22 protein-coding genes are annotated in these 20,377 nt (G+C 35.1%); 14 read left to right on the plus strand and 8 right to left on the minus strand.

Translation table 11 applies throughout. From position 1 onward, the window contains the following. Positions 1-4 precede the first annotated feature (4 nt). A complete protein-coding gene (locus tag ACGH46_RS00375) occupies positions 5-877 on the plus strand; it encodes a LysR family transcriptional regulator (protein WP_267349735.1) in 873 nt (290 codons plus the stop codon). A 105-nt stretch (positions 878-982) separates the two neighbouring features. Here ACGH46_RS00375 and tolC read toward each other — a convergent pair whose 3' ends face one another. Next, complete coding sequence (gene tolC, locus ACGH46_RS00380) at positions 983-2,332, minus strand: outer membrane channel protein TolC (RefSeq protein ID WP_267349733.1); 1,350 nt, start codon at positions 2,330-2,332, stop codon at positions 983-985. A 138-nt stretch (positions 2,333-2,470) separates the two neighbouring features. Here tolC and nudF point away from each other — a divergent pair, with 138 nt between their 5' ends. Next, positions 2,471-3,100: an ADP-ribose diphosphatase gene (gene nudF, locus ACGH46_RS00385; RefSeq protein ID WP_411603417.1), complete on the plus strand. Its 630-nt coding sequence runs from the start codon at positions 2,471-2,473 to the stop codon at positions 3,098-3,100. 176 nt (positions 3,101-3,276) lie between these two features. Further along, positions 3,277-4,104 carry a 3',5'-cyclic-AMP phosphodiesterase gene (gene cpdA, locus ACGH46_RS00390; RefSeq protein WP_267359427.1) on the plus strand — a complete coding sequence of 276 codons (828 nt, stop codon included), beginning with the start codon at positions 3,277-3,279 and terminating at the stop codon, positions 4,102-4,104. 41 nt (positions 4,105-4,145) lie between these two features. Here cpdA and cls read toward each other — a convergent pair whose 3' ends face one another. From cls to fldA, 5 genes are all read right to left on the minus strand, one after another. Beyond that, entirely contained in the window at positions 4,146-5,609 is a 1,464-nt protein-coding gene (cls, locus tag ACGH46_RS00395) for a cardiolipin synthase (RefSeq protein ID WP_065558777.1), read from the minus strand. A gap of 5 nt (positions 5,610-5,614) precedes the next feature. Beyond that, positions 5,615-6,073, minus strand: a complete 459-nt coding sequence (gene yciA / locus ACGH46_RS00400; protein ID WP_267359429.1) for an acyl-CoA thioester hydrolase YciA — start codon at positions 6,071-6,073, stop codon at positions 5,615-5,617. Between the two features lie 27 nt (positions 6,074-6,100). Continuing rightward, on the minus strand, positions 6,101-6,643 hold the full coding sequence (locus ACGH46_RS00405; protein ID WP_267380804.1) for a septation protein A: 543 nt from the start codon (positions 6,641-6,643) through the stop codon (positions 6,101-6,103). Between the two features lie 66 nt (positions 6,644-6,709). Then, positions 6,710-7,168, minus strand: a complete 459-nt coding sequence (gene fur / locus ACGH46_RS00410; protein WP_065558774.1) for a ferric iron uptake transcriptional regulator — start codon at positions 7,166-7,168, stop codon at positions 6,710-6,712. 80 nt (positions 7,169-7,248) lie between these two features. Continuing rightward, positions 7,249-7,761, minus strand: a complete 513-nt coding sequence (gene fldA / locus ACGH46_RS00415) for a flavodoxin FldA (protein WP_411603419.1) — start codon at positions 7,759-7,761, stop codon at positions 7,249-7,251. A 179-nt stretch (positions 7,762-7,940) separates the two neighbouring features. Here fldA and sucC point away from each other — a divergent pair, with 179 nt between their 5' ends. The 11 genes from sucC (at position 7,941) to hslU (ending at position 17,742) form a co-directional block, all read left to right on the plus strand. Continuing rightward, positions 7,941-9,110 carry an ADP-forming succinate--CoA ligase subunit beta gene (gene sucC / locus ACGH46_RS00420; RefSeq protein ID WP_411603421.1) on the plus strand — a complete coding sequence of 390 codons (1,170 nt, stop codon included), beginning with the start codon at positions 7,941-7,943 and terminating at the stop codon, positions 9,108-9,110. Positions 9,111-9,137: 27 nt separating this feature from the next. After that, positions 9,138-10,004: a succinate--CoA ligase subunit alpha gene (gene sucD, locus ACGH46_RS00425; protein WP_267349726.1), complete on the plus strand. Its 867-nt coding sequence runs from the start codon at positions 9,138-9,140 to the stop codon at positions 10,002-10,004. A gap of 110 nt (positions 10,005-10,114) precedes the next feature. Continuing rightward, positions 10,115-11,686 carry a cytochrome ubiquinol oxidase subunit I gene (locus tag ACGH46_RS00430; protein WP_267380800.1) on the plus strand — a complete coding sequence of 524 codons (1,572 nt, stop codon included), beginning with the start codon at positions 10,115-10,117 and terminating at the stop codon, positions 11,684-11,686. A 19-nt stretch (positions 11,687-11,705) separates the two neighbouring features. After that, positions 11,706-12,842: a cytochrome d ubiquinol oxidase subunit II gene (gene cydB, locus ACGH46_RS00435; RefSeq protein WP_411603423.1), complete on the plus strand. Its 1,137-nt coding sequence runs from the start codon at positions 11,706-11,708 to the stop codon at positions 12,840-12,842. Between the two features lie 9 nt (positions 12,843-12,851). Further along, positions 12,852-12,965, plus strand: coding sequence for a cytochrome bd-I oxidase subunit CydX (gene cydX, locus ACGH46_RS00440; RefSeq protein WP_065558768.1), 114 nt, complete (start codon positions 12,852-12,854; stop codon positions 12,963-12,965). A 180-nt stretch (positions 12,966-13,145) separates the two neighbouring features. Continuing rightward, a complete protein-coding gene (gene ybgC, locus ACGH46_RS00445) occupies positions 13,146-13,541 on the plus strand; it encodes a tol-pal system-associated acyl-CoA thioesterase (protein WP_267359440.1) in 396 nt (131 codons plus the stop codon). 9 nt (positions 13,542-13,550) lie between these two features. Beyond that, positions 13,551-14,222, plus strand: a complete 672-nt coding sequence (gene tolQ / locus ACGH46_RS00450; protein ID WP_218837365.1) for a protein TolQ — start codon at positions 13,551-13,553, stop codon at positions 14,220-14,222. 3 nt (positions 14,223-14,225) lie between these two features. Beyond that, positions 14,226-14,645: a colicin uptake protein TolR gene (tolR, locus tag ACGH46_RS00455; protein WP_411603426.1), complete on the plus strand. Its 420-nt coding sequence runs from the start codon at positions 14,226-14,228 to the stop codon at positions 14,643-14,645. A gap of 30 nt (positions 14,646-14,675) precedes the next feature. Next, positions 14,676-15,689, plus strand: coding sequence for a cell envelope integrity protein TolA (tolA, locus tag ACGH46_RS00460; protein ID WP_411603428.1), 1,014 nt, complete (start codon positions 14,676-14,678; stop codon positions 15,687-15,689). A 170-nt stretch (positions 15,690-15,859) separates the two neighbouring features. Further along, entirely contained in the window at positions 15,860-16,387 is a 528-nt protein-coding gene (gene hslV, locus ACGH46_RS00465) for an ATP-dependent protease subunit HslV (RefSeq protein ID WP_025316169.1), read from the plus strand. A gap of 26 nt (positions 16,388-16,413) precedes the next feature. After that, the gene (gene hslU / locus ACGH46_RS00470; protein ID WP_267349720.1) at positions 16,414-17,742 is read left to right on the plus strand and encodes an HslU--HslV peptidase ATPase subunit; all 1,329 of its coding nucleotides are present in this window, start codon (positions 16,414-16,416) and stop codon (positions 17,740-17,742) included. A 100-nt stretch (positions 17,743-17,842) separates the two neighbouring features. Here the strand turns inward: hslU and asmA are convergent, their stop codons facing one another. Both asmA and dcd read right to left on the minus strand, forming a co-directional pair. Then, positions 17,843-19,735: an outer membrane assembly protein AsmA gene (gene asmA, locus ACGH46_RS00475; protein ID WP_411603431.1), complete on the minus strand. Its 1,893-nt coding sequence runs from the start codon at positions 19,733-19,735 to the stop codon at positions 17,843-17,845. 33 nt (positions 19,736-19,768) lie between these two features. After that, a complete protein-coding gene (gene dcd, locus ACGH46_RS00480) occupies positions 19,769-20,350 on the minus strand; it encodes a dCTP deaminase (protein ID WP_065558762.1) in 582 nt (193 codons plus the stop codon). Between the last annotated feature and the right edge of the window lie 27 nt (positions 20,351-20,377).

Genomic DNA, 20,377 nt, shown 5'->3' on the forward strand with positions numbered 1-20,377 from the left:
GTGTATGGAAGCATTTGTATTGACGGTGAAAACTGGATCGTTTGTGTCTACGTCAGTATCATTGAATACTTCACCGCAGATGGTGACTAAATACATTGCTTTTTTAGAAAAACACTTAGGATTAAAATTACTTAATCGAACAACACGCTCGCAACATCTTACCGTGTTTGGCAAACAGTATTATCAACGGTGTTTGTTAATTCTTGCAGAAATAAAAGAGACGAAGATATTAGCTCAACAATTTATTGAAGAGCCAAAAGGTCGATTAAGGATTAGTGCACCTGTCAGTTATGGACACTATAATTTAATTCCGGTCATTAGCCGTTTTATGAAACGCTATCCTAAATTAAACATTGATATTCAATTAAGTGATCGCTATGTTGATATAGTAAAAGAGGATTATGATATTGTGTTTCGTATCGGTCAATTAAATGATTCTGGTCTGATCGGACGCAAACTTAAACCTTTTCAACTTATATTTGCTGCTTCGCCGAGTTATTTGATGCAAAATGGTGTACCAGCTGTTCCTGACGATTTAAAAAATCATCAGTGTCTAATTTATCAATATGTGAATCGAAATAAAAATGATTATGTTTGGCCATTTACGATGAATGGCAAAGCCGTCAATCTTTCTATTTCTGGTTCATTACAATCAAATGATACTTCAGCATTAGCGATTGCCGCTATTGAAGGTTTGGGGATAACGATGTTACCCGAACCGATGCTGAATGAGGCGATAAAACAAGATAAATTATTACCGATATTACAAAATTATTTACCTCCCGCTCGGGAAGTCCATATGCTTTATACTGCTGACAGGCAACCGCTAGCTATAATGAAAATGTTTATTGAATTCGTGGTTGATACGATGTCATGAAAATCATCAAATGATGTTATGATCAGACTTGATTTAAGATAACTGCTATAAGGCAATAAAAAAAGGCGATAAAATCGCCTAAAGTCAAACAGTTATACTTAAAGATTATTGTATTGTTGCTAAGGTACTGACTTCATTACCAAGCATATTATTTAGATAGACTAAATCGTCTGCGGTTAATGTACCAACAGCATATTTAAGTTGTAGTAAATTTATTAGATAGTTATATTTAGCATCTGATAAATTTCGTTTAGAGCTATAAAGTTGAGTGGTCGCATTCAATACATCGACAATAGTTCGAGTCCCTACTTGATAACCTGAATTTGTCGCTTCTAATGAGCTTTCTGCTGAAACAACCGCTTGTTGATAAGCTTTAATCGCACTAATTGACGAAGAAATATTGTTATAAGAAGAACGGACTTGATTGATTACACTGCGATTAGTACTTTCAAGCTTTTCACTCGAACTAACGTAGTTGTGTTGAGCTTGCTCAACTTTAGATTGCGTAGCGCCACCTGAGAAGATAGGTAAATTTAAACTTAATCCAACATAATTATTACCCGAATAAGATTTTCCTCTATGCCCCCCATTAGTTGCAAAATTATCCCCATATCTATCGGTTTTATTTAGATTTGTTGATGCATCTAAACTTGCTGTCGGTAGGTGTCCTGCTTGTGATAATTTGATTTGATCACGAGCTATTTCTTGGTTTAATTTCATTGTTAATAAATTAAGATTAGACACTTCAGATTGTTTTAACAACGAATTAATTGAAATTGGCGCTTCGGTTTTAAACATTTTGGTATTAATGGTTGCTAAATTTGAATAGAATCGACCACTGACCTGACGTAAGTTTTCGATAGCGTTATTCAAATCGTTTAATGCATTAACTTGTTGAGCAAGCGTAAGATCATAATTTGCTTGCGCATTTTGCACATCGGTAATTGCTACCAAACCAACTTGATGTTGTTGTTTGGTTTGTTGTAATTGACGACCAATTGCTTTTTTCTGTGCATCGATAAAGTTTAATGCCTCAAGTGCTTTAAGTACATTAAAATACGCAACTGAGGTATTTAATATAAGCGTTTGTCCTTGATATTGATAAGCTATATCAGCAATACTAGCTTGCTTTTTAGTGATATCTAAAGCTTTCCAATTAGAATAATTAAAAATACTTTGTGATAAGCTTACTTGATAAAGGTTCCCACTTTTGGATTTTACACCACTGGTATCACGACGCCCATGAGTTACACCATAAGAAGCACTTAAACCAATTTGTGGTAATAAGCTTGCTCGTGATCCAGAAATTGCTGAATATGCCTTTTCTTTTTCAGCTAATGAACTGCTTAAATCAGGATTCGTTTCCTTAGCTTGTTCATAAACCTGAACCAAATTTTCGGCAAATACAGAGTGGCTTAGCGCTAAGCCGATTAGAAAGGTTAAAGTTTTTTTCATCAATTTTCTCTTTAAAACATTCAAATATAATAGTATTTTTAATTTGCATAATTTTAACAGATAAATAGGATATAGTAAGCATAGTTTGTTAACTATTCGCACTTTTTATTAAAATTAAGACTAAAATTGAGAGTTTCTATGAAAATTAATAATGATCCTGTTGTGTTTAACAAGAAAGATGTGTTTAATTTGACTAAACGCGTTTTGTATAAAGGCTTTTTTTCTTTAATTGAATACCGTTTTCAATACCGTAAATTTGACGGCACCAAAAGCGATGTCGTAACGCGAGAAATTCTGGAGCGGGGACATGCTGTCGTGTTATTAGCTTACGATGTTAAACTTGATAACGTAGTCATGATAGAACAGATTCGTATTGCTGCTATCGAAACTCAGGATAGTCCGTGGTTATTAGAACTTATTGCTGGCATGATGGATCATGACAATGAATCTTATGAAGAGGTTGCAAGGCGAGAAGCGATGGAAGAGGCAGGTATAACAATTGGACGTTGTAAACCGATTGTAAGTTATTTGGCATCACCGGGGGGATTAACGGAAAAACTTCATATATTAGTTGGTGAAGTAGATTCCTCAACTGCTATGGGAATTCATGGATTGGCAGAAGAAAACGAAGATATCAAAGTGCATGTAATTAGCCGCAAGCAAGCTTATCAGTGGGTTCAAGAAGGCGTGATTAATAATGCGGCATCAATTATTGCGCTTCAATGGTTACAGCTCAACTATAAATCATTAAAAGATGAATGGATATAATCAATGGCAATGATCACATTTAAGTTTTTCTTTCATAAAAATGTGATCCATTTTACACTTTATAAATCTACTTGAATTTATAATAAAAAATATTTAGTCTAGCCAGCTTTGCTATCCTTTTTTTGGGGATTTGATTATCTCTAATCGTGTATTTTGATAAAATGTTGAGGTCAATTTTGGGGTCATTTTTAACGCTTCCAATCATAAATAGAAATTACAGTAATATTTTACATATTACCGATACACATCTTTTTGCTAATGACCAGAGTAAATTATTAGGTATTGATTCAAATGCTAGTTTTCGAACAGTGATAAGAGAAATAGAAAATAGAAAAAGCCCGTTTGACTTAATAGTGGCAACAGGTGATTTTGTTCAAGATGGATCTAAACAAGCTTATCGTCTTTTTGCCGAGCAAATACAAAAATTTAATTTACCTTGTGTTTGGTTAGCAGGCAACCATGACAATTATCATGATATGCATGAAATTTTTGCTGACTATCAACTCGCTGAAAATAAAATTGTTCTTCTAGGGGATAAATGGCTTTTAGTGTTGCTTAATAGTCAGGTTGTGGATCAAGCCTATGGTTTTTTACCCCAGTCAGAACTTGAATTTTTGCAATGCACATTAACAAGTCATGATGATCGTTATGCTTTTGTGTTTTTGCATCATCATGCTATTGAGTCAGGTTGTCACTGGTTAGATCAACACATATTAAAAAACAAACATGAACTAGAAGAAATTATTAAGCATCAACCCAATATAAAAGGCGTAGCTTGGGGACATATTCATCAAAGTCTGGAATATATTTGGCACGGCTGCAAAGCGTTTTCTACACCTTCCACTTGCGTACAATTTATGCCAAAATCTTATGATTTTAAATTATCCTATGAAGCACCAGGATGGCGAGAAATCAAGCTTTCAATAGATGGAACAATTCAATCCAAGGTTCATCGTATTGCTGACAATTGTTTTCAACCAGATATGTCACAAAATGGCTATTGAATTAGATCCGATTATAACATTAGTTTTAAAAAATTAATTTTTTATAGCAACGGTGCAAAAAAATAAAAAAGTCGTTCAATAACACGTTGCCAAATTGGGCGTTTTTTCCATTCATCGATATTTACGATATCTGAGTTAGATAAGTATTTATGTAAAAGCTGAGATAATGATTTAGCAAATTCAGCATCATCAATAACTGTAGTGATTTCAAAATTGAGCCATAAACTACGCATGTCTAAATTTACGGTACCCACTAAACTAAGTTGATTATCAATTAACACACTTTTGGTATGTAATAAATTATCATTAAATTGATAAAGTTTAACACCACCTTCTAGTAATTCAGAGAAAAATGCTCGACTAGCCCATTTGACCATAAGTGAATCATTTTTTTTCGGAACGATAATAATCACTTCAACACCTCGCTGAGCAGCTGTCACAACAGCGTGTAATATATCATCGCTAGGCACTAAATAAGGGGTAGTAAAAATAATTTGTTCTTGCGCTGAGTATATTGCGGTTAACAGCACTTGATGAATCATATTTTCAGTATAACCCGGCCCTGAAGCAATTAATTGCATTATGTGTTTTTTCTCTTCGGGCGGTTCGGCAAACTCAGTAATTTGCGGTAATGCTAAGTATTTCCCCGTTTCAAGCTCCCAATCACTTGCATAAATTGCACCCATTAACGTTGTCACTGGCCCATTCATTCTTACCATGATATCTACCCATTCGCCAATGTGTTTATTTTGTTTAAAATAGCGAGGATCCACGATATTCATACTGCCAGTATAAGAAATATAATTATCAATAATGGCAACTTTGCGATGTTGACGTAGGTCAAGACGTCGGAACATAAAACGTAACAGATTTACTTTTAACGCTTCGATAATTGTAATGCCTGCGTCACGCATTCTTTTACTTGCTTTGGTTCTGATAAAATGGCGACTACCTGCGGAATCAACCATTAAACGACAGGTTACGCCTCGTTTGGTTGCGGCAATCAATGCATTCTCAACATCATCCGCTCTACCGCCTTCGTTCCAGATATAAAAAACCATTTCAATATTGGATGTTGCATGATTGATATCATCGATTAAACGATCGAATATCTCATCTGTTTCGCTAAGTAACTCTATATGGTTACCATTAATACCATCTAGGCCGGTTTGGTGCTTACAAAGTTGAAAAATCGGTTTACTGACTTGACTAACATTACGGGTAAAAATATCAGGAAAATCTTCAAGTCGATTAATAAATTTAGCAATTGTAGGACGCATTTGTTGCGCACGTTTTACACGTTGTTGACCTAAATGGGCTTCCCCTATGGCAAAGTAGAGTATGATTCCAACAATTGGTAAAATATAGATTATTAACATCCATGCAATAACGTAGGTTGTCGGTCTGCGTTTGAAAACAATACGCAATGAGGTTGCTACAATAAGCAACCAATAAGTTAGAAAGATCAACGAACTAATTAGAGTATGGAATGAGTATAATTGCATATTGCTCAACTATTGTTAAGATTTAATTTGCTAATCGGGTCTTTGTCGCAATCGAAGTTTTGAAATATTTCTGGTAAAGGTTTTGGATTATTATGCTTATCGACAGACACATAGGTAAATACCGCATCAGTAATACAAAAACGCTGTGTTGTATCATCAGTATCAATTAATTTTTTGATCCAAACTTCAATAGCAATTGTCATTGAGGTTCTTCCTGTTTTTATACAACGAGCATAGCAGCAAACTACATCACCAACCATAGCGGGTTTATGAAAAGTAATGCTACTGGCATTAACAGTCACGACTCTGTTTTTAGCAATCTCTTTTGATAAAATACCACCTGCAAGATCCATTTGAGACATGATCCAACCACCAAATATGTGTCCATGTGGGTTGGTGTCTGAAGGCATAGCAAGCGTTCTGAGTACTAGTTGTCCCTTGGGATTGTCAGTTGTTTGTTTCATCACTAAAATTACTCCTACCTATGCTATTTATTTACTTTCTAAATCTTTATTAAGATTTTTATAGATATAAATACCAGAAATTAAGGATAATAACAATGATGCAATGGGTAAAATAAAAACCTTAAATTTCCAAAAAAAGTTATCAGACATATAATAAGTTGCAATCAAACTGAACGTTCCACAAAGTATAAAAAAGACTATCCATATTAAATTCAGTTTATTCCAAATAATGTCATCTAATTGTAACTCTTTGCCTAACATTTTTTGAATTAAGTTTTTCTTAAATATAGATTGACTGATTAATAGAACAGATGCAAATAAAAAATTAATAATTGTTACTTTCCATTTTATGAATATCGCTTCTTTTGTGGCGAGCGTAATACCACCAAAAATCATCACCATCAAAAAGGAAATTAATTCTACTTTATCAATTTTTTTGTATAAAATCATTCCAATAACAAGTGATACACATGATGCAATCATTAATGCTTGAACACCAACAAAAATATCATACATTGTCAAAAAGACAAAAAAGACAACAAGTGGGACAAAGTTTAAAAGCTGTTTCATTTTAATTATTAACCTAACAGAAGAATTACGATAATTTGAAAAGTAAAAAAAGCCTATAAAATAGGCTTATTTTTTGGTATGAAGTTCTGGGTGTTTTTTGCAATTACCGGAATCACAATGACCATAAAGATACAAACTATGGAAAGTTAATTTTACGCCATATTGTTCTGCAATTTCTTTTTGTCGGGTATTAATAATTTCATCACGAAATTCAAATACTTCACCACAATCTAAACAAATTAGATGATCATGATGTTGTTGTGTTGCAAGTTCAAATACGGCTTTACCACCCTCAAAATTGTGTCGGGTTACGATACCTGCGTCATCAAATTGGTTTAAAACTCGATAAACTGTTGCAAGTCCAATTTCTTCTCCCATATCAAGAAGTTTTTTATAGAGATCTTCTACAGTAATATGTTGGCATGAAGGATCACGTAGTAACTCTAAAATTTTTAAACGAGGTAATGTAACTTTTAAACCAGCACTTTTCAGCGCTGCATTATTATCTCTATCATGATTTGTCATATTACATCCCAATATAGTTGATATAAATTAATGATTATAAAATATGATGAACGAAAAATACATTAAATCATTAAAATAGATTAAATATTCATTTCTGTTTTTACTTGTTCAACCCAAGTAGAAATGCGTTCTTCTGTTAATTCTGGTTGACGATCTTCGTCAATTGCCAAACCAACAAAATGTGTATCATCAACTAAACCTTTAGATGCTTCAAAGTTATAACCTTCAGTTGGCCAATGCCCAACAATTTTGGCGCCTTTCGGTTCGATAATATCGCGTATTGTTCCCATTGCACTGCAGAAGAATTCTGAATAGTCTTCTTGATCTCCGCAGCCAAAAATAGCAACAGTTTTTCCGTCAAAATCGATTTGCTCTAAATTAGGAAAGAAGTCTTCCCAATCTGCTTGTGGATCACCATAATACCAAGTTGGAATACCGAAAATAAGGTAAGCATATTGTTCGATATGCTCTTTGGTGGCTTCTCGAATATCTAAAAGATCGGCTTTATCGTTACCCAAAATGAGTTGGATTTGTTTGGCAACATTTTCTGTATTGCCTGTATCACTTCCAAAAAAAATACCAACTTGTTTCATTTTTTTACCTTTACAATTATTACGATATTAATTTAGCTAATGAGTATATCATTGTCACTTATTATCAGCAATAATTCTCAATTACAATACCTATAAGATATTATTTACTACACAATTGATTAATCTTGGATTAGAATTGAGGCTATTTTAAATATTAACTTAAGTTGTGGAATTTGTTTATGAACTTGCATGAATATCAATCCAAATATCTTTTCAAGCAATACAACTTACCCGTACCAGAAGGGTTTGTATGTAACTCAATGGATGAAGTACAAGATACTTTAGCTGAATTAGCATCTAAGTCTGATTCAGGTGCTTGGGTTGCTAAATGTCAAGTTCATGCAGGGGGCAGAGGAAAGGCTGGTGGTGTAATTTGTACTAATGATCTTAATCAAATTAAACTTTTTGCTGAAAAATGGCTAGGTCAGCATCTTGTCACTTATCAAACCACATCAGAAGGTCAACTTGTTAATCAAATCTTAATTGAAAAAGCTTCCAATATACAGAAAGAACTTTATTTAGGGGCAGTAATAGATCGTAGTATTCAACGTGTGGTCATCATGGCTTCAACTGAAGGCGGCGTTGATATTGAAAGTGTCGCTGAAAAATCACCACATTTAATACATAAAATTGCACTTGATCCTTTAACTGGTCCTTGTGCTTTTCAAGGTAGAGAACTTGCCTTTAAATTAGGGTTAACGGGTAAACTTATTAACCAATTTGCTAAACTATTTGTTAATTTTGCGCAGTTTTTCTTAAAAAATGATGTGTCATTAGCAGAAGTCAATCCTTTGGTAATTACCGATGCCAGTGAATTCGTTTGCTTAGATGCTAAAGTCGTTTTAGATGATAACGCAATGTTTAGACATCCTGACTTAACTATTTTAAGAGATACCACACAAGAAGATAAACGTGAATCTATTGCCGCCAAACAAGGGATTAGTTATGTTTCGTTAGATGGCAATATCGGTTGTATGGTTAATGGGGCAGGTTTGGCAATGGCAACCATGGATATGATCAAACTTTATGGTGGAAAACCGGCCAATTTTCTCGATGTAGGCGGCGGTACAACCAAAGAGCGAGTTGCTGAAGCGTTCAAATTGATTTTATCAGATAAAAATGTCAAAGCGATATTGGTCAATATTTTTGGTGGTATTGTTCGATGTGATCTAATTGCCGATGGTATTATCAGCGCCATTAAAGAAATTGGGCTAACTGTTCCTGTTGTTGTTCGTCTTGAAGGTAATAATGCTCTGCTTGCCAGAGAAATTTTAATTGAAAGCCAATTAAATGTTATTACAGCCGAAAGTTTGACTGATGCTGCACAAAAAATTGTTGCGGTCGCATAATAATAGGAAGAGTGGGGAACAATAATTATGTCAATTTTAATCAATAACGCAACGAAAGTCATTTGTCAGGGATTTACGGGTAGCCAAGGTACCTTTCATTCACAACAAGCGATTGAATATGGAACTCAATTGGTTGGTGGGGTTACACCCGGTAAAGGTGGAACAACTCATCTCGGATTGCCGGTTTTTAATACTGTCAAAGAAGCTGTTGAAGCGACGGGGGCAACGGCAAGTGTGATTTATGTTCCTGCGGCATTTGGTAAAGATTCGATACTCGAAGCAATAGAAGCAGGTATTAAATTAATTGTTTGTATCACTGAAGGTATTCCTACTTTGGATATGCTTATTGTCAAAGAAAAGCTAAAACAGAGTGATACAATTATGATTGGTCCTAATTGTCCGGGTATTATTGTGCCTGATGAATGTAAAATTGGCATTATGCCTGCGCATATTCATCTAGCTGGTGATATCGGTATTGTGTCTCGATCAGGGACTTTGACTTATGAAGCAGTCAAACAAACTACTGATATTGGACTAGGTCAATCTGTTTGCATTGGTATTGGTGGTGATCCCATTCCAGGCAGTGATTTTATTTCTATTTTAGCATTACTTGAGCAAGATCCGAAGACTAAAGCAATTGTAATGATTGGCGAAATTGGTGGTAGTGCGGAAGAAGAAGCTGCTGAATACATTAAAAAACATGTTAGCAAACCAGTTATAGCCTATATTGCCGGTATGTCGGCACCAGCCGGCAAACGCATGGGGCATGCAGGAGCAATTATCTCGGGTAATAAAGGCACTGCTGAAGAAAAGGTAAAAGCATTAACTGCTGCTGGTGTAGTTGTAGTTAGTAGTCTTGCTGAAATTGGTAATGCGGTAAAAAAAGCAGTTTAAACAGTGTTTTTTTTGACATTAATCAATTTTTATTCTTTAAATATTGATGTACAATATTGCGATATATCTTTATACACTTTGTGGGCATATTAAAGGAACAGGGAGCAATTATGTTAGATATAGTAGAACTATCGCGTCTCCAGTTTGCACTCACGGCAATGTATCATTTTATTTTTGTACCATTAACGCTAGGTTTAGCGTTTATGCTAGCAATTATGGAAACGGTATATGTTGTTAGTGGTAAGCAAGTCTGGAAAGATATGACTAAATTCTGGGGAAAACTGTTTGCTATTAACTTCGCTGTTGGTGTAGCAACAGGTTTAACAATGGAATTTCAGTTTGGTACTAACTGGTCTTATTATTCGCATTACGTCGGCGATATTTTTGGGGCACCATTGGCAATAGAAGGGTTAATGGCCTTTTTTCTAGAATCAACAATGGTAGGGTTATTCTTTTTTGGTTGGGATAGATTAAGTCGCGGTAAACATCTTCTTGTGACATGGTGCGTTGCATTCGGGTCGAATTTTTCTGCACTATGGATTCTCGTTGCTAACGGTTGGATGCAGTTTCCAATCGGTTCAGATTTCAATCCAATCAACTCTCGCATGGAAATGGCAAGTTTTTATGATCTGATCACCAACTCTGTTGCACAATACAAATTTGTGCACACTGTCGCAGCGGGTTATCTAACAGGTGCGATTTTTGTCTTAAGTATCAGTTCTTATTACTTACTTAAAAAACGTGATAGCGAATTTGCTAAACGCTCTTTTGCCGTAGCAGCTATGTTTGGTTTCATTGTATCTATTGTTGTCGCGATTATGGGGGATGAAGCCGGTCACGAAATGACAACCGTTCAGCCAGCTAAACTTGCTGCTATCGAAGCCGAATGGGAAACTCAACCCGCCCCTGCATCATTTAATGTTATTGCTTTTCCTTCTCAAAAAGATAAAGAAAATTTATTTGCGATTGAAATACCTTATGCAATGGGCATTATGACAACACGTTCATTGGATAAGCAAGTAACAGGGTTAAAGGACATTTTAGCCACTAACGAAATGCGAATTCGTAACGGTATTTTAGCTTATACAAATCTTGAAAAAATCCAACAAGGAAATCAAGATCCCGAGGTGCTTAAATTGTTTGAAAATAACAAAGCTGATTTAGGTTATGGTTATTTAGTCAAACGTTTTACTGATCGAGATAATTTAACGATTCCGGAAGCGACGGAAGCGCACATTAAAGCTGCCACAGAAGATTCTATTCCTACTGTTTGGCCACTATTCTGGTCATTTAGAATCATGGTTGGTCTTGGTGTATTAATGATCTTAGGAACTGGTCTTGCATTATGGACTACTTATAAAAATAAAATTGGTGAAAAACGTTGGCTTCACCGTTTATTATTAGTGTTCTTACCTTTTCCATGGATAGCATGTGAATGTGGTTGGTTTGTTGCTGAATACGGTCGACAACCATGGGCAATTCAAGATATTTTACCAACAGGTGTGGCTAATTCGTCGTTAACTCCAGGTGAAGTATTATTTACTATGATACTAATTTGTGGACTTTATACTCTGTTCTTAGTTGCTGAAATGTTCTTAATGTTTAAATTTGCACGTCTTGGACCAAGTTCTTTGGGGACAGGCAAATATCATTACGAAAAAACGCAACCAACTACAGAATAGGACAAAGGGAGTAAACACAATGATTGATTACGAAATTCTACGAGCTATTTGGTGGTTGCTAATTAGTGTTATCTTGATTGGTTTTGTTATCACTGATGGTTTTGATATGGGGGTTGGTATTTTACTCCCTTTCATAGGTAAAACAGATACTGAACGCCGAATTATGATAAATGCTATTGCGCCTCATTGGGATGGTAATCAGGTTTGGCTAATTACGGCTGGAGCTGGGATTTTTGCTGCATGGCCATTTGCTTATGCTGTGTCGTTTTCGGGCTTTTACATCGCAATGATTTTGGTTCTATGTGCATTATTTTTTAGACCAATAGGCTTTGATTATCGCAGTAAACTTGAAAATTCAAAATGGCGTGGTTTATGGGATATTGCAATCTTTATTGGTAGCTTTGTTCCTGCTCTTGTTTTTGGGGTGGCTTTTGGTAATTTATTAGAAGGCGTTCCATTTAGATTTGATAATTCTTATCGTGTCTTCTATGATGGAAACTTCTTTGGTTTGCTTAATCCGTTTGCTTTATTAACCGGTGTGGTGAGTTTGATGTTGTTTGTTGCTCATGGCGGCACTTGGTTGCAAATGAAGACCTCTGGTGAATTATATTTAAGAGCCCGAAAAGCAACTCAAATATCTTGCTTAGTTTTAGTCATTACATTTATTTTAGCGGGTATTTGGGTCATGTTTGGTATGCATGGTTATGAAGTGGTCAGCACGATAGATCATAGTGTCACGTCACAGCCATTAAATAAAGTGGTATCCACCGAATCAACATGGCTTAGAAATTATATGAATTATCCAATTTTATGGATTGTTCCTGTACTCGGTGTTGTTTTACCGTTACTCAACATTGTTTGTTCTGGGTTAAATAAAAATGCTTTATCATTTATTTTATCAACGTTAACTATTGCGTGTGTGTTATTAACTTATGGCATAGCAACGTTCCCATTCATTATACCATCAAGCATTATGCCTAATGCGAGTTTAACAATGTGGGATTCAACATCAAGCCAGTTAACACTTAATATTATGTTCTTTGTAGTAGTGATATTTTTACCCATTATCCTTTTCTATACTACTTGGTCATATATTAAAATGTTCGGACGACTTGATAAAAATCATATCGAAAATAACAAACATTCACTTTATTAAGGTATAATTATGTATTACTTTTTATGGTTTATCGGTCTTATTGCAGCTTGTATGCTTGCCGTTGTTACAGGACTTTGGGTTGAACAAACAAACAGCGAAAAAGAACCCAAAAATAACAATTAATAAGCATCTCTATATTTTTAAAGGTGACAATCGTCACCTTTTTCATTCATCGTTAATTTAAATCATTAATATGTTACAAATGATAATTGTTTTCATTTGAGTAATTCTATATCATAGTGCAGCATATTTAAGATTTAGATATAATAAAACATATTGCTTTTAAAATATGTAAATACAAATATGAAAGAATTTAATTGGAGTGCCAGAGTTTATTATGAAGATACTGATGCTGGTGGTGTCGTATATCATGCCAGGTATCTTGCTTTTTATGAGCGAGCGAGAACAGAATTGCTAAGACAACTTGGAATCAGTCAACATAAGCTATTACAAGAAAGTATTGCTTTTGTTGTTAAAAAGATGGATATTAGCTATCACTTCCCCGCTCGTTTGGATGACCTGTTAACTATTAATAGTAAAGTTGATCAAATTCGCAAGGCATCTATAATTTTTAAGCAAACTATTATTAATGAGAACAATCAAGTGATTAGCAGTGCTGATGTTATTATTGCTTGTGTTGATATCACTAAAATGAAGCCATGTGGGCTTCCAAAGTCACTAGTTTTGGAGTTTATATAAGTGGAAAATCTGAATATTGTTAATCTGTTCTTACAAGCAGGTCTTTTAGTGCAATGTGTTATGTTGTTATTATTGATGTTTTCAATTATGTCATGGGCAATTATTTTTCAGAGAACTAAGGTTTTAAGGCAAGCCAAAAAGCAAATTGAACAATTTGATAATCGTTTTTGGGCAGCTGACGAGTTGAATGTTTTATTTGAGAAAGCAAAATCCAACAAAGATGAAATTACAGGTACAGAACATATTTTTTATTCAGGTTTTAAAGAATTTACCCGTCTATATCAAATCAATCCAAATATGCCAGAGGCCGCTTTAGACGGTGCATCTCGTTCTATGCGCCTTGCTATGAATCGAGAACTTGATAATCTTGAACAGCATATTCCTTTCTTAGGTACGGTAGGTTCTATTAGTCCTTATATTGGGTTATTTGGGACCGTTTGGGGAATCATGCATGCTTTCATTTCTCTTGGCGCAGCTAAACAAGCGACATTAAAACTTGTTGCGCCAGGTATAGCTGAAGCTTTAATTGCAACAGCAATTGGTTTATTTGCTGCAATTCCAGCGGTTATGGCATTTAATCGTTTATCGCTGAAAGTCAGCCGTATTGAGCAAAGTTATCTCAACTTTATTGATGAATTTTCAGCTATTTTACAGCGTCAAGCTGTGGCTGTCAGGAAATAAACTATGCGTAGAAGTTCACGTTTTTCAACTAAATCAGAGATTAACATTGTACCATTGCTTGATGTACTGTTAGTATTGGTACTTATTTTTATGGCAACAGCCCCCATTATTAGCCAAAGCGTTGAAGTCGATCTGCCTGAATCAACCGAATCTAAGACGGTTTCAGCTTCTGAAAATAAAACCATAATATTAGAAGTGGCAGATGTCGGGGTTTATACACTCAGAATCGATGGTGTGCCACAAGAAAGCTTACAGCAAGAACAGATCATTGCTGAAGTTAAGCAGTTATTAGCATTGAATGAAAAGGCGGTTTTTTTAGTCGGTGGAGCTAAAAATGTACCTTATGAAGAAATTATAAAAGCTTTAAACTTATTACAATCTGCAGGTATTAAATCTGTTGGTTTAATGACACAACCAATGTAAACTAGAATAAAACACATTAAAATGTCAGCAATGTCTAAAAAATCAAATTCAAAATTCAGTTTAGCCATAATTTTATCAATCCTGTTTCATGTGCTATTGATAATTTTTTTATGTTATAAAGCTATACAAGATGATAGTGATAATTACGGTACGGTCAATGGTCAATCGATTGATGCAATTATTGTTGATCCATCTATTATATCTGAACAATATAAAAGGCAATCACAAAGTCAAAAAAATCAACAGCAATTAAGGCAACAGGTTGATGATCAAATTACAAAACAGAATCAGTTGTTGCAGCAAAAGCAACTGGAACAGCAACAGTATTTAAAGGATTTAGAAAAAGAGCGTTTAAAACTTGCTGAAAAACTTAAACAAGAACAGCTTGAAGCTGAGAAAAAAGCAGCACAAGAAAAGCTAGAGGCTGAAAAGCGAGCCGCTGAGGAAAAAGCAGCACGAGAAAAGCAAGAAGCTGACAAGCGAGCCGCCGAAGAAAAAGCAGCACGAGAAAAGAAAGAAGCTGAAAAGCGAGTAGCTGAAGAAAAAGCAGCGCGAGAAAAGTTAGAAGCAGAAAAAAGAGCTGCTGCAGAAAAAGCAGCACGAGAAAAGCAAGAAGCAGAAAAAAAAGCTGCTGAAGAAAAAGCGGCACGCGAAAAAAAGGAAGCTGCTAAACGAGCAGCGCAACAAAAGGCAGCAAATGATAAAGCTGTTAATGATCTATTAGGTGAACTTACGACAGGTGGATCAAGTGTACCAGCAACAAGAAAAGGTGTTTCTAACGGCGAATTAGATAAATATAAATTTTTAGTTAAAACCGCTATAAGTAATAAATTTATTAATCCAAATCGTCTTTATGTAGGTCAGCGTTGCCAATTACAAATTCAAATCGCACCGGACGGTCTATTGTTGGATCATAAAGTGTTGAGCGGCGATGATGCATTATGCCGTGAAGCCGTTGCTGCTACATTGTTAGCCGTAATTCCGGAACCTTCTCAAATACTTTATCCTGAAGTTAAAAAGATGATAATCAACTTTGAACCATAGTAAATATGGATTTTCAATTGATTTTACAATGTGATGTGAATCTCGATTATCCATTCATTCAATAAATTGACAACATCTTTGTATAAAAGATGTTGAAAACCAATTTATCATCCCAATATATAACCTATTCATTCCAAATTAAGATATTTATGTAAGAGAAGGAGCAGAATATGACAACAATTGTCAGTGTCCGTCGAGAAGGGCAAGTTGTAATCGGTGGAGACGGTCAAGTCACACTAGGCGAACGTATTATTATGAAAGGAAATGCACGTAAAGTTCGTCGTCTTTATAATAACAAAGTGATTGCAGGTTTTGCTGGTGGTACTGCTGATGCTTTTACACTTTTTGAATTATTTGAGCGTAAATTAGAAATGCATCAAGGTCATTTGACGAAGGCCGCTGTTGAACTAGCTAAAGATTGGCGAACAGACAGAATGTTACGCAAATTAGAAGCTTTACTTGCTGTTGCTGATGAAAGTGCTTCACTAATTATTACTGGTACAGGGGATGTAATTCAACCAGAAGATGATTTAATTGCAATTGGTTCTGGTGGACCTTATGCTCAAGCTGCGGCAAGAGCTTTGCTGGATAATACTTCTTTATCTGCACATGATATTGTACAAAAATCATTATCGATTGCCGGCGATATTTGTGTGTATACCAATAATTTCCAAACGATTGAAGAACTTAATTATTAATTTAACTGATTTAAGAGAATTATATTATGTCTGAAATGACTCCTCGCGAAATTGTAAGCGAACTAAACCAACATATTATTGGACAAGATAAAGCTAAACGTTCCGTTGCAATAGCGTTACGTAATCGTTGGCGTCGTATGCAACTAGATGAAGCACTCCGTCACGAAGTCACCCCAAAAAATATATTAATGATTGGTCCAACTGGTGTTGGTAAAACAGAAATTGCAAGGCGCTTAGCGAAATTAGCTCATGCACCTTTTATCAAAGTTGAAGCGACGAAATTTACTGAAGTAGGTTACGTTGGTAAGGAAGTCGATTCCATTATTCGTGATTTGACGGATTCAGCGGTAAAAATGATTCGACAAGAAGCGATGGAAAGAAATCGTAATCGTGCTGAAGAACTAGCTGAAGAACGGATTTTAGATGTACTTGTCCCACCGGCTAAAGATGGCTGGGGACAAGTTGAAAACAATAATGATTCTACAGCAAGACAAGCATTTCGAAAAAAATTACGTGAAGGTACGCTTGACGAAAAAGAGATAGAGATTGAAGTTGCTGGTGTCAATATTGGTGTCGAAATTATGGCTCCTCCGGGTATGGAAGAGATGACTAATCAATTACAATCAATGTTTCAAAATCTAGGTGGACAAAAAACCAAACCACGTAAGATGAAAATCAAAGATGCATTTAAACAGTTGATTGAAGAAGAAGCTGCTAAATTGGTTAACCCTGACGATCTTAAACATGAAGCTATCGAAGCGGTGGAACAAAATGGGATCGTATTTATTGATGAAATTGATAAAGTCTGTAAACGAGGTAATTCGTCAGGTCCTGATGTTTCACGTGAAGGTGTACAGCGTGATCTATTACCACTTGTTGAGGGATGTACTGTTTCTACTAAACATGGTGCAGTAAAAACCGACCATATTTTATTTATTGCTTCGGGAGCTTTCCAAACAGCTAATCCATCTGATTTAATCCCTGAACTTCAAGGGCGTTTACCTATAAGGGTTGAATTACAGGCGTTAACAACTGAAGATTTTGAGCGAATTTTAACTGAGCCAAATGCCTCGCTTACAGTACAATACAAAGCATTAATGGCAACAGAAGGTGTCAATATCGAATTTACGCCTGATGGTATCCGTAAAATAGCTGAATCTGCTTGGCAGGTGAATGAACAAAATGAAAATATAGGCGCTCGTCGTTTGCATACCGTGTTAGAACGATTAATGGAAGAAGTTTCGTTTGATGCAAGTGAATTAGGTGGTCAAACTATTACTATTGATGCTAAATATGTAGGCGATCACTTAGATAAACTGGTTGCGGATGAAGATTTAAGTAAATTTATTCTATAAATAAATGTTCTTTATCGAATAAAAAAAGGTGAGTTAATCTCACCTTTTTTATTAACATCATTGATCGTCACAACAATCAATTTAACGTGCAGATCAAGCACTATTTTTTAAATAACTGACCTAAGATATCCGCCGCTTTTTGCTTCGATTTTGATTTAGAATCATCTTTTGAATTTCGATTTTCGAGTTTTTCTCGAAGTTTATCTAATCCTTGTTGTAGTTTATCATTAAGAACATCTTTAAAGACTTGGCTAATATCAATTTGATAATGAAGTTTTGTAAATTCACCATAAATTCGTAGTGGAATCGTTAATTGTTGTAATTTGGCAATGGTTTCACTTTTTCCATTCCAACCACCTAGCATTTTGACATTTAAATTGATATCGAGGTCTTTTTGAACTAGTCCTACTCTTCCCGAACCATTTATAATATCTAATGTTTCAGAATTGGCGGTTAATGTCGTGACATCCAAATTACCATTATTTATATTACCATTAGCAGAAATTTGATGAAACTCGGTGAATTTTTGTTGATTTTCGGTTGTCAGCACATCTTTACTATACTTCGCTGCCGCATTTTGAATGATATTTTGAATATTAATATTATCCAATCTAGCATTAGCTATGTTGATAGCAACGTTTCCTCGTAAACTGGATAACAAGTTAGCCGTGGAAATGGTGCTTGCTTCTAATTCTCCGTTTGCATTAAATACGCCTACTAAATCATTTGGTGTATTGATTTGATTAAAGAATTCATTTAAATCGATATTACTGATTTTACTGCTCAGTTTAATTAATGCATTCTTTTGTTTGCCGCTGGCATAACCATTTGCCGTAATATGCCCTTTGGCAAAATCAAAATTCAGGTTATTAAACGTTGCAATACCATCATTATTACTGATATCAGCATGAACATTATCAAGTGTTATTTGATTAGCAACGATTTGCCTAATATTTAACTTAGCTTTCGCATTGAAACTATTTAGGAAATCAAGTTCATTATTAGTTTTTTGAACTGTCGATACAACAGGTGTCGTTTGCTGTGATGGGCTACTTTCATTATCGCTAGGCTTCTCTTTGGCCGTAATAAACGGATCTAAATTTAATTTATCAGCATTGAGATCTAACGCTAAATAAGGCTTGTTAGCTAAATTGAGACTAACGTTGCCTGTAAATGTATTACCATTAACTGATAATAGAAGATCTTGCGTGTTCACGCTTTGCGGATTTTTTTGATAATGTAAAATAGTTTTCAAATTACCTTTTATTTCGCCACTAGGGATGCCGATACCTGTTAACGTATAATCAAATTTTTTCAGATCGATTATCGCCTGTTCAGGGTATTGACTTAAATCAATATTGGCATTTGCAACATAAAATAAATCCTGTTGATTTTTATCAACATTTCCTTTGAAATCAACATTGAGATTTTTATCCGCTTTTTGTTCAACCGTTAAGTTAATGTTCCTAAAATTGATTAGCGTATCTTTTTGTTGTAGTACTAAAGTGCTATCTGCAACTTCAAATTTGTTCAATGTGAATTGCCAACTTGATTTGCTTTGCTCTTCATTTTTTTGCTTATCTTCATCAGGTTTATGAGGTATATTGTTGGCGTTTTTTTTATGTGCCATTTCACCTTTGCTATCATCGGTAATATTGATGACAGCCGACTTAACAAAAACATTTTTTACTACCAACTTTTTCGAAAAAAGTGGTAGCAGTTCAACATCTAGCCGCATATTGTCTGCGGTCAAAATAGGTTTTTGCGCACCGGTATCATTCAGTTTTACCGAATCGGTTAATATACTGACTTGTGGCCAAATATGCCAACGTAAATCACCCTCAATAGTTAATTCATAACCTGTTTTATCTCTTACTTTATCAGAAATAAATCCTCGGAAATTATTAGGATCGACAAAAACAATCAGTGAAATGATCCCAATAGCTATAATCAGAATTAAAATAAACAGAGTAACCAATATTTTTTTTATCATATTAGTGTTCCTATAGTAAGGTTATATGCTGATTTAGTCTTTATCAATACGACTGGCTACAGCGCCATGTTGGTCTTTATATTTTGCATCTTGTCGACGATTGTAAGGTCTCGCCGCTCGCCCTGTTAAAGTCTCAAAACTTAGGGCTCCGATAGTCATCCCAGGTCTAAGTGCTAATGGGATTTTTCCAGAATTAAAAAACTCTAAGACAATTTGTCCTTGCCAACCTGGATCAATACGGTGTGCAGTTACATGCACCATAAGACCAAGTCTGGCTAATGAAGAACGTCCATCAAGCCAGCCAACTAAATCATCAGGAATCGTCACAGATTCAAGTGTAACGGCTAGTGCAAGTTCTCCTGGATGAAGGTAAAAAACATGACCTTCAGATAGTACTATTTCATCACTCATTACACGTTCTAATACTGCGGAAACTTCTTCTTTGGGTCCACTTAAATCGATATAGGGAGTTGTATGTTCTCGGAAAGTCCGAAATTGATTACCTAACCTGACATCAACTGTTGCGCCATTTATTGAACTTGGTGCTGGTTGAGGGGTTATTTTTAATTTACCGTTTTGTAAATATGCTTCAATATCTCGATCGCATAATCTCATGAGTTATCCTTAATTGAGCCTCTATCC

This window comes from Gilliamella sp. CG22, from assembly GCF_046635725.1.
Taxonomy (GTDB): domain Bacteria; phylum Pseudomonadota; class Gammaproteobacteria; order Enterobacterales; family Orbaceae; genus Gilliamella; species Gilliamella apicola_I.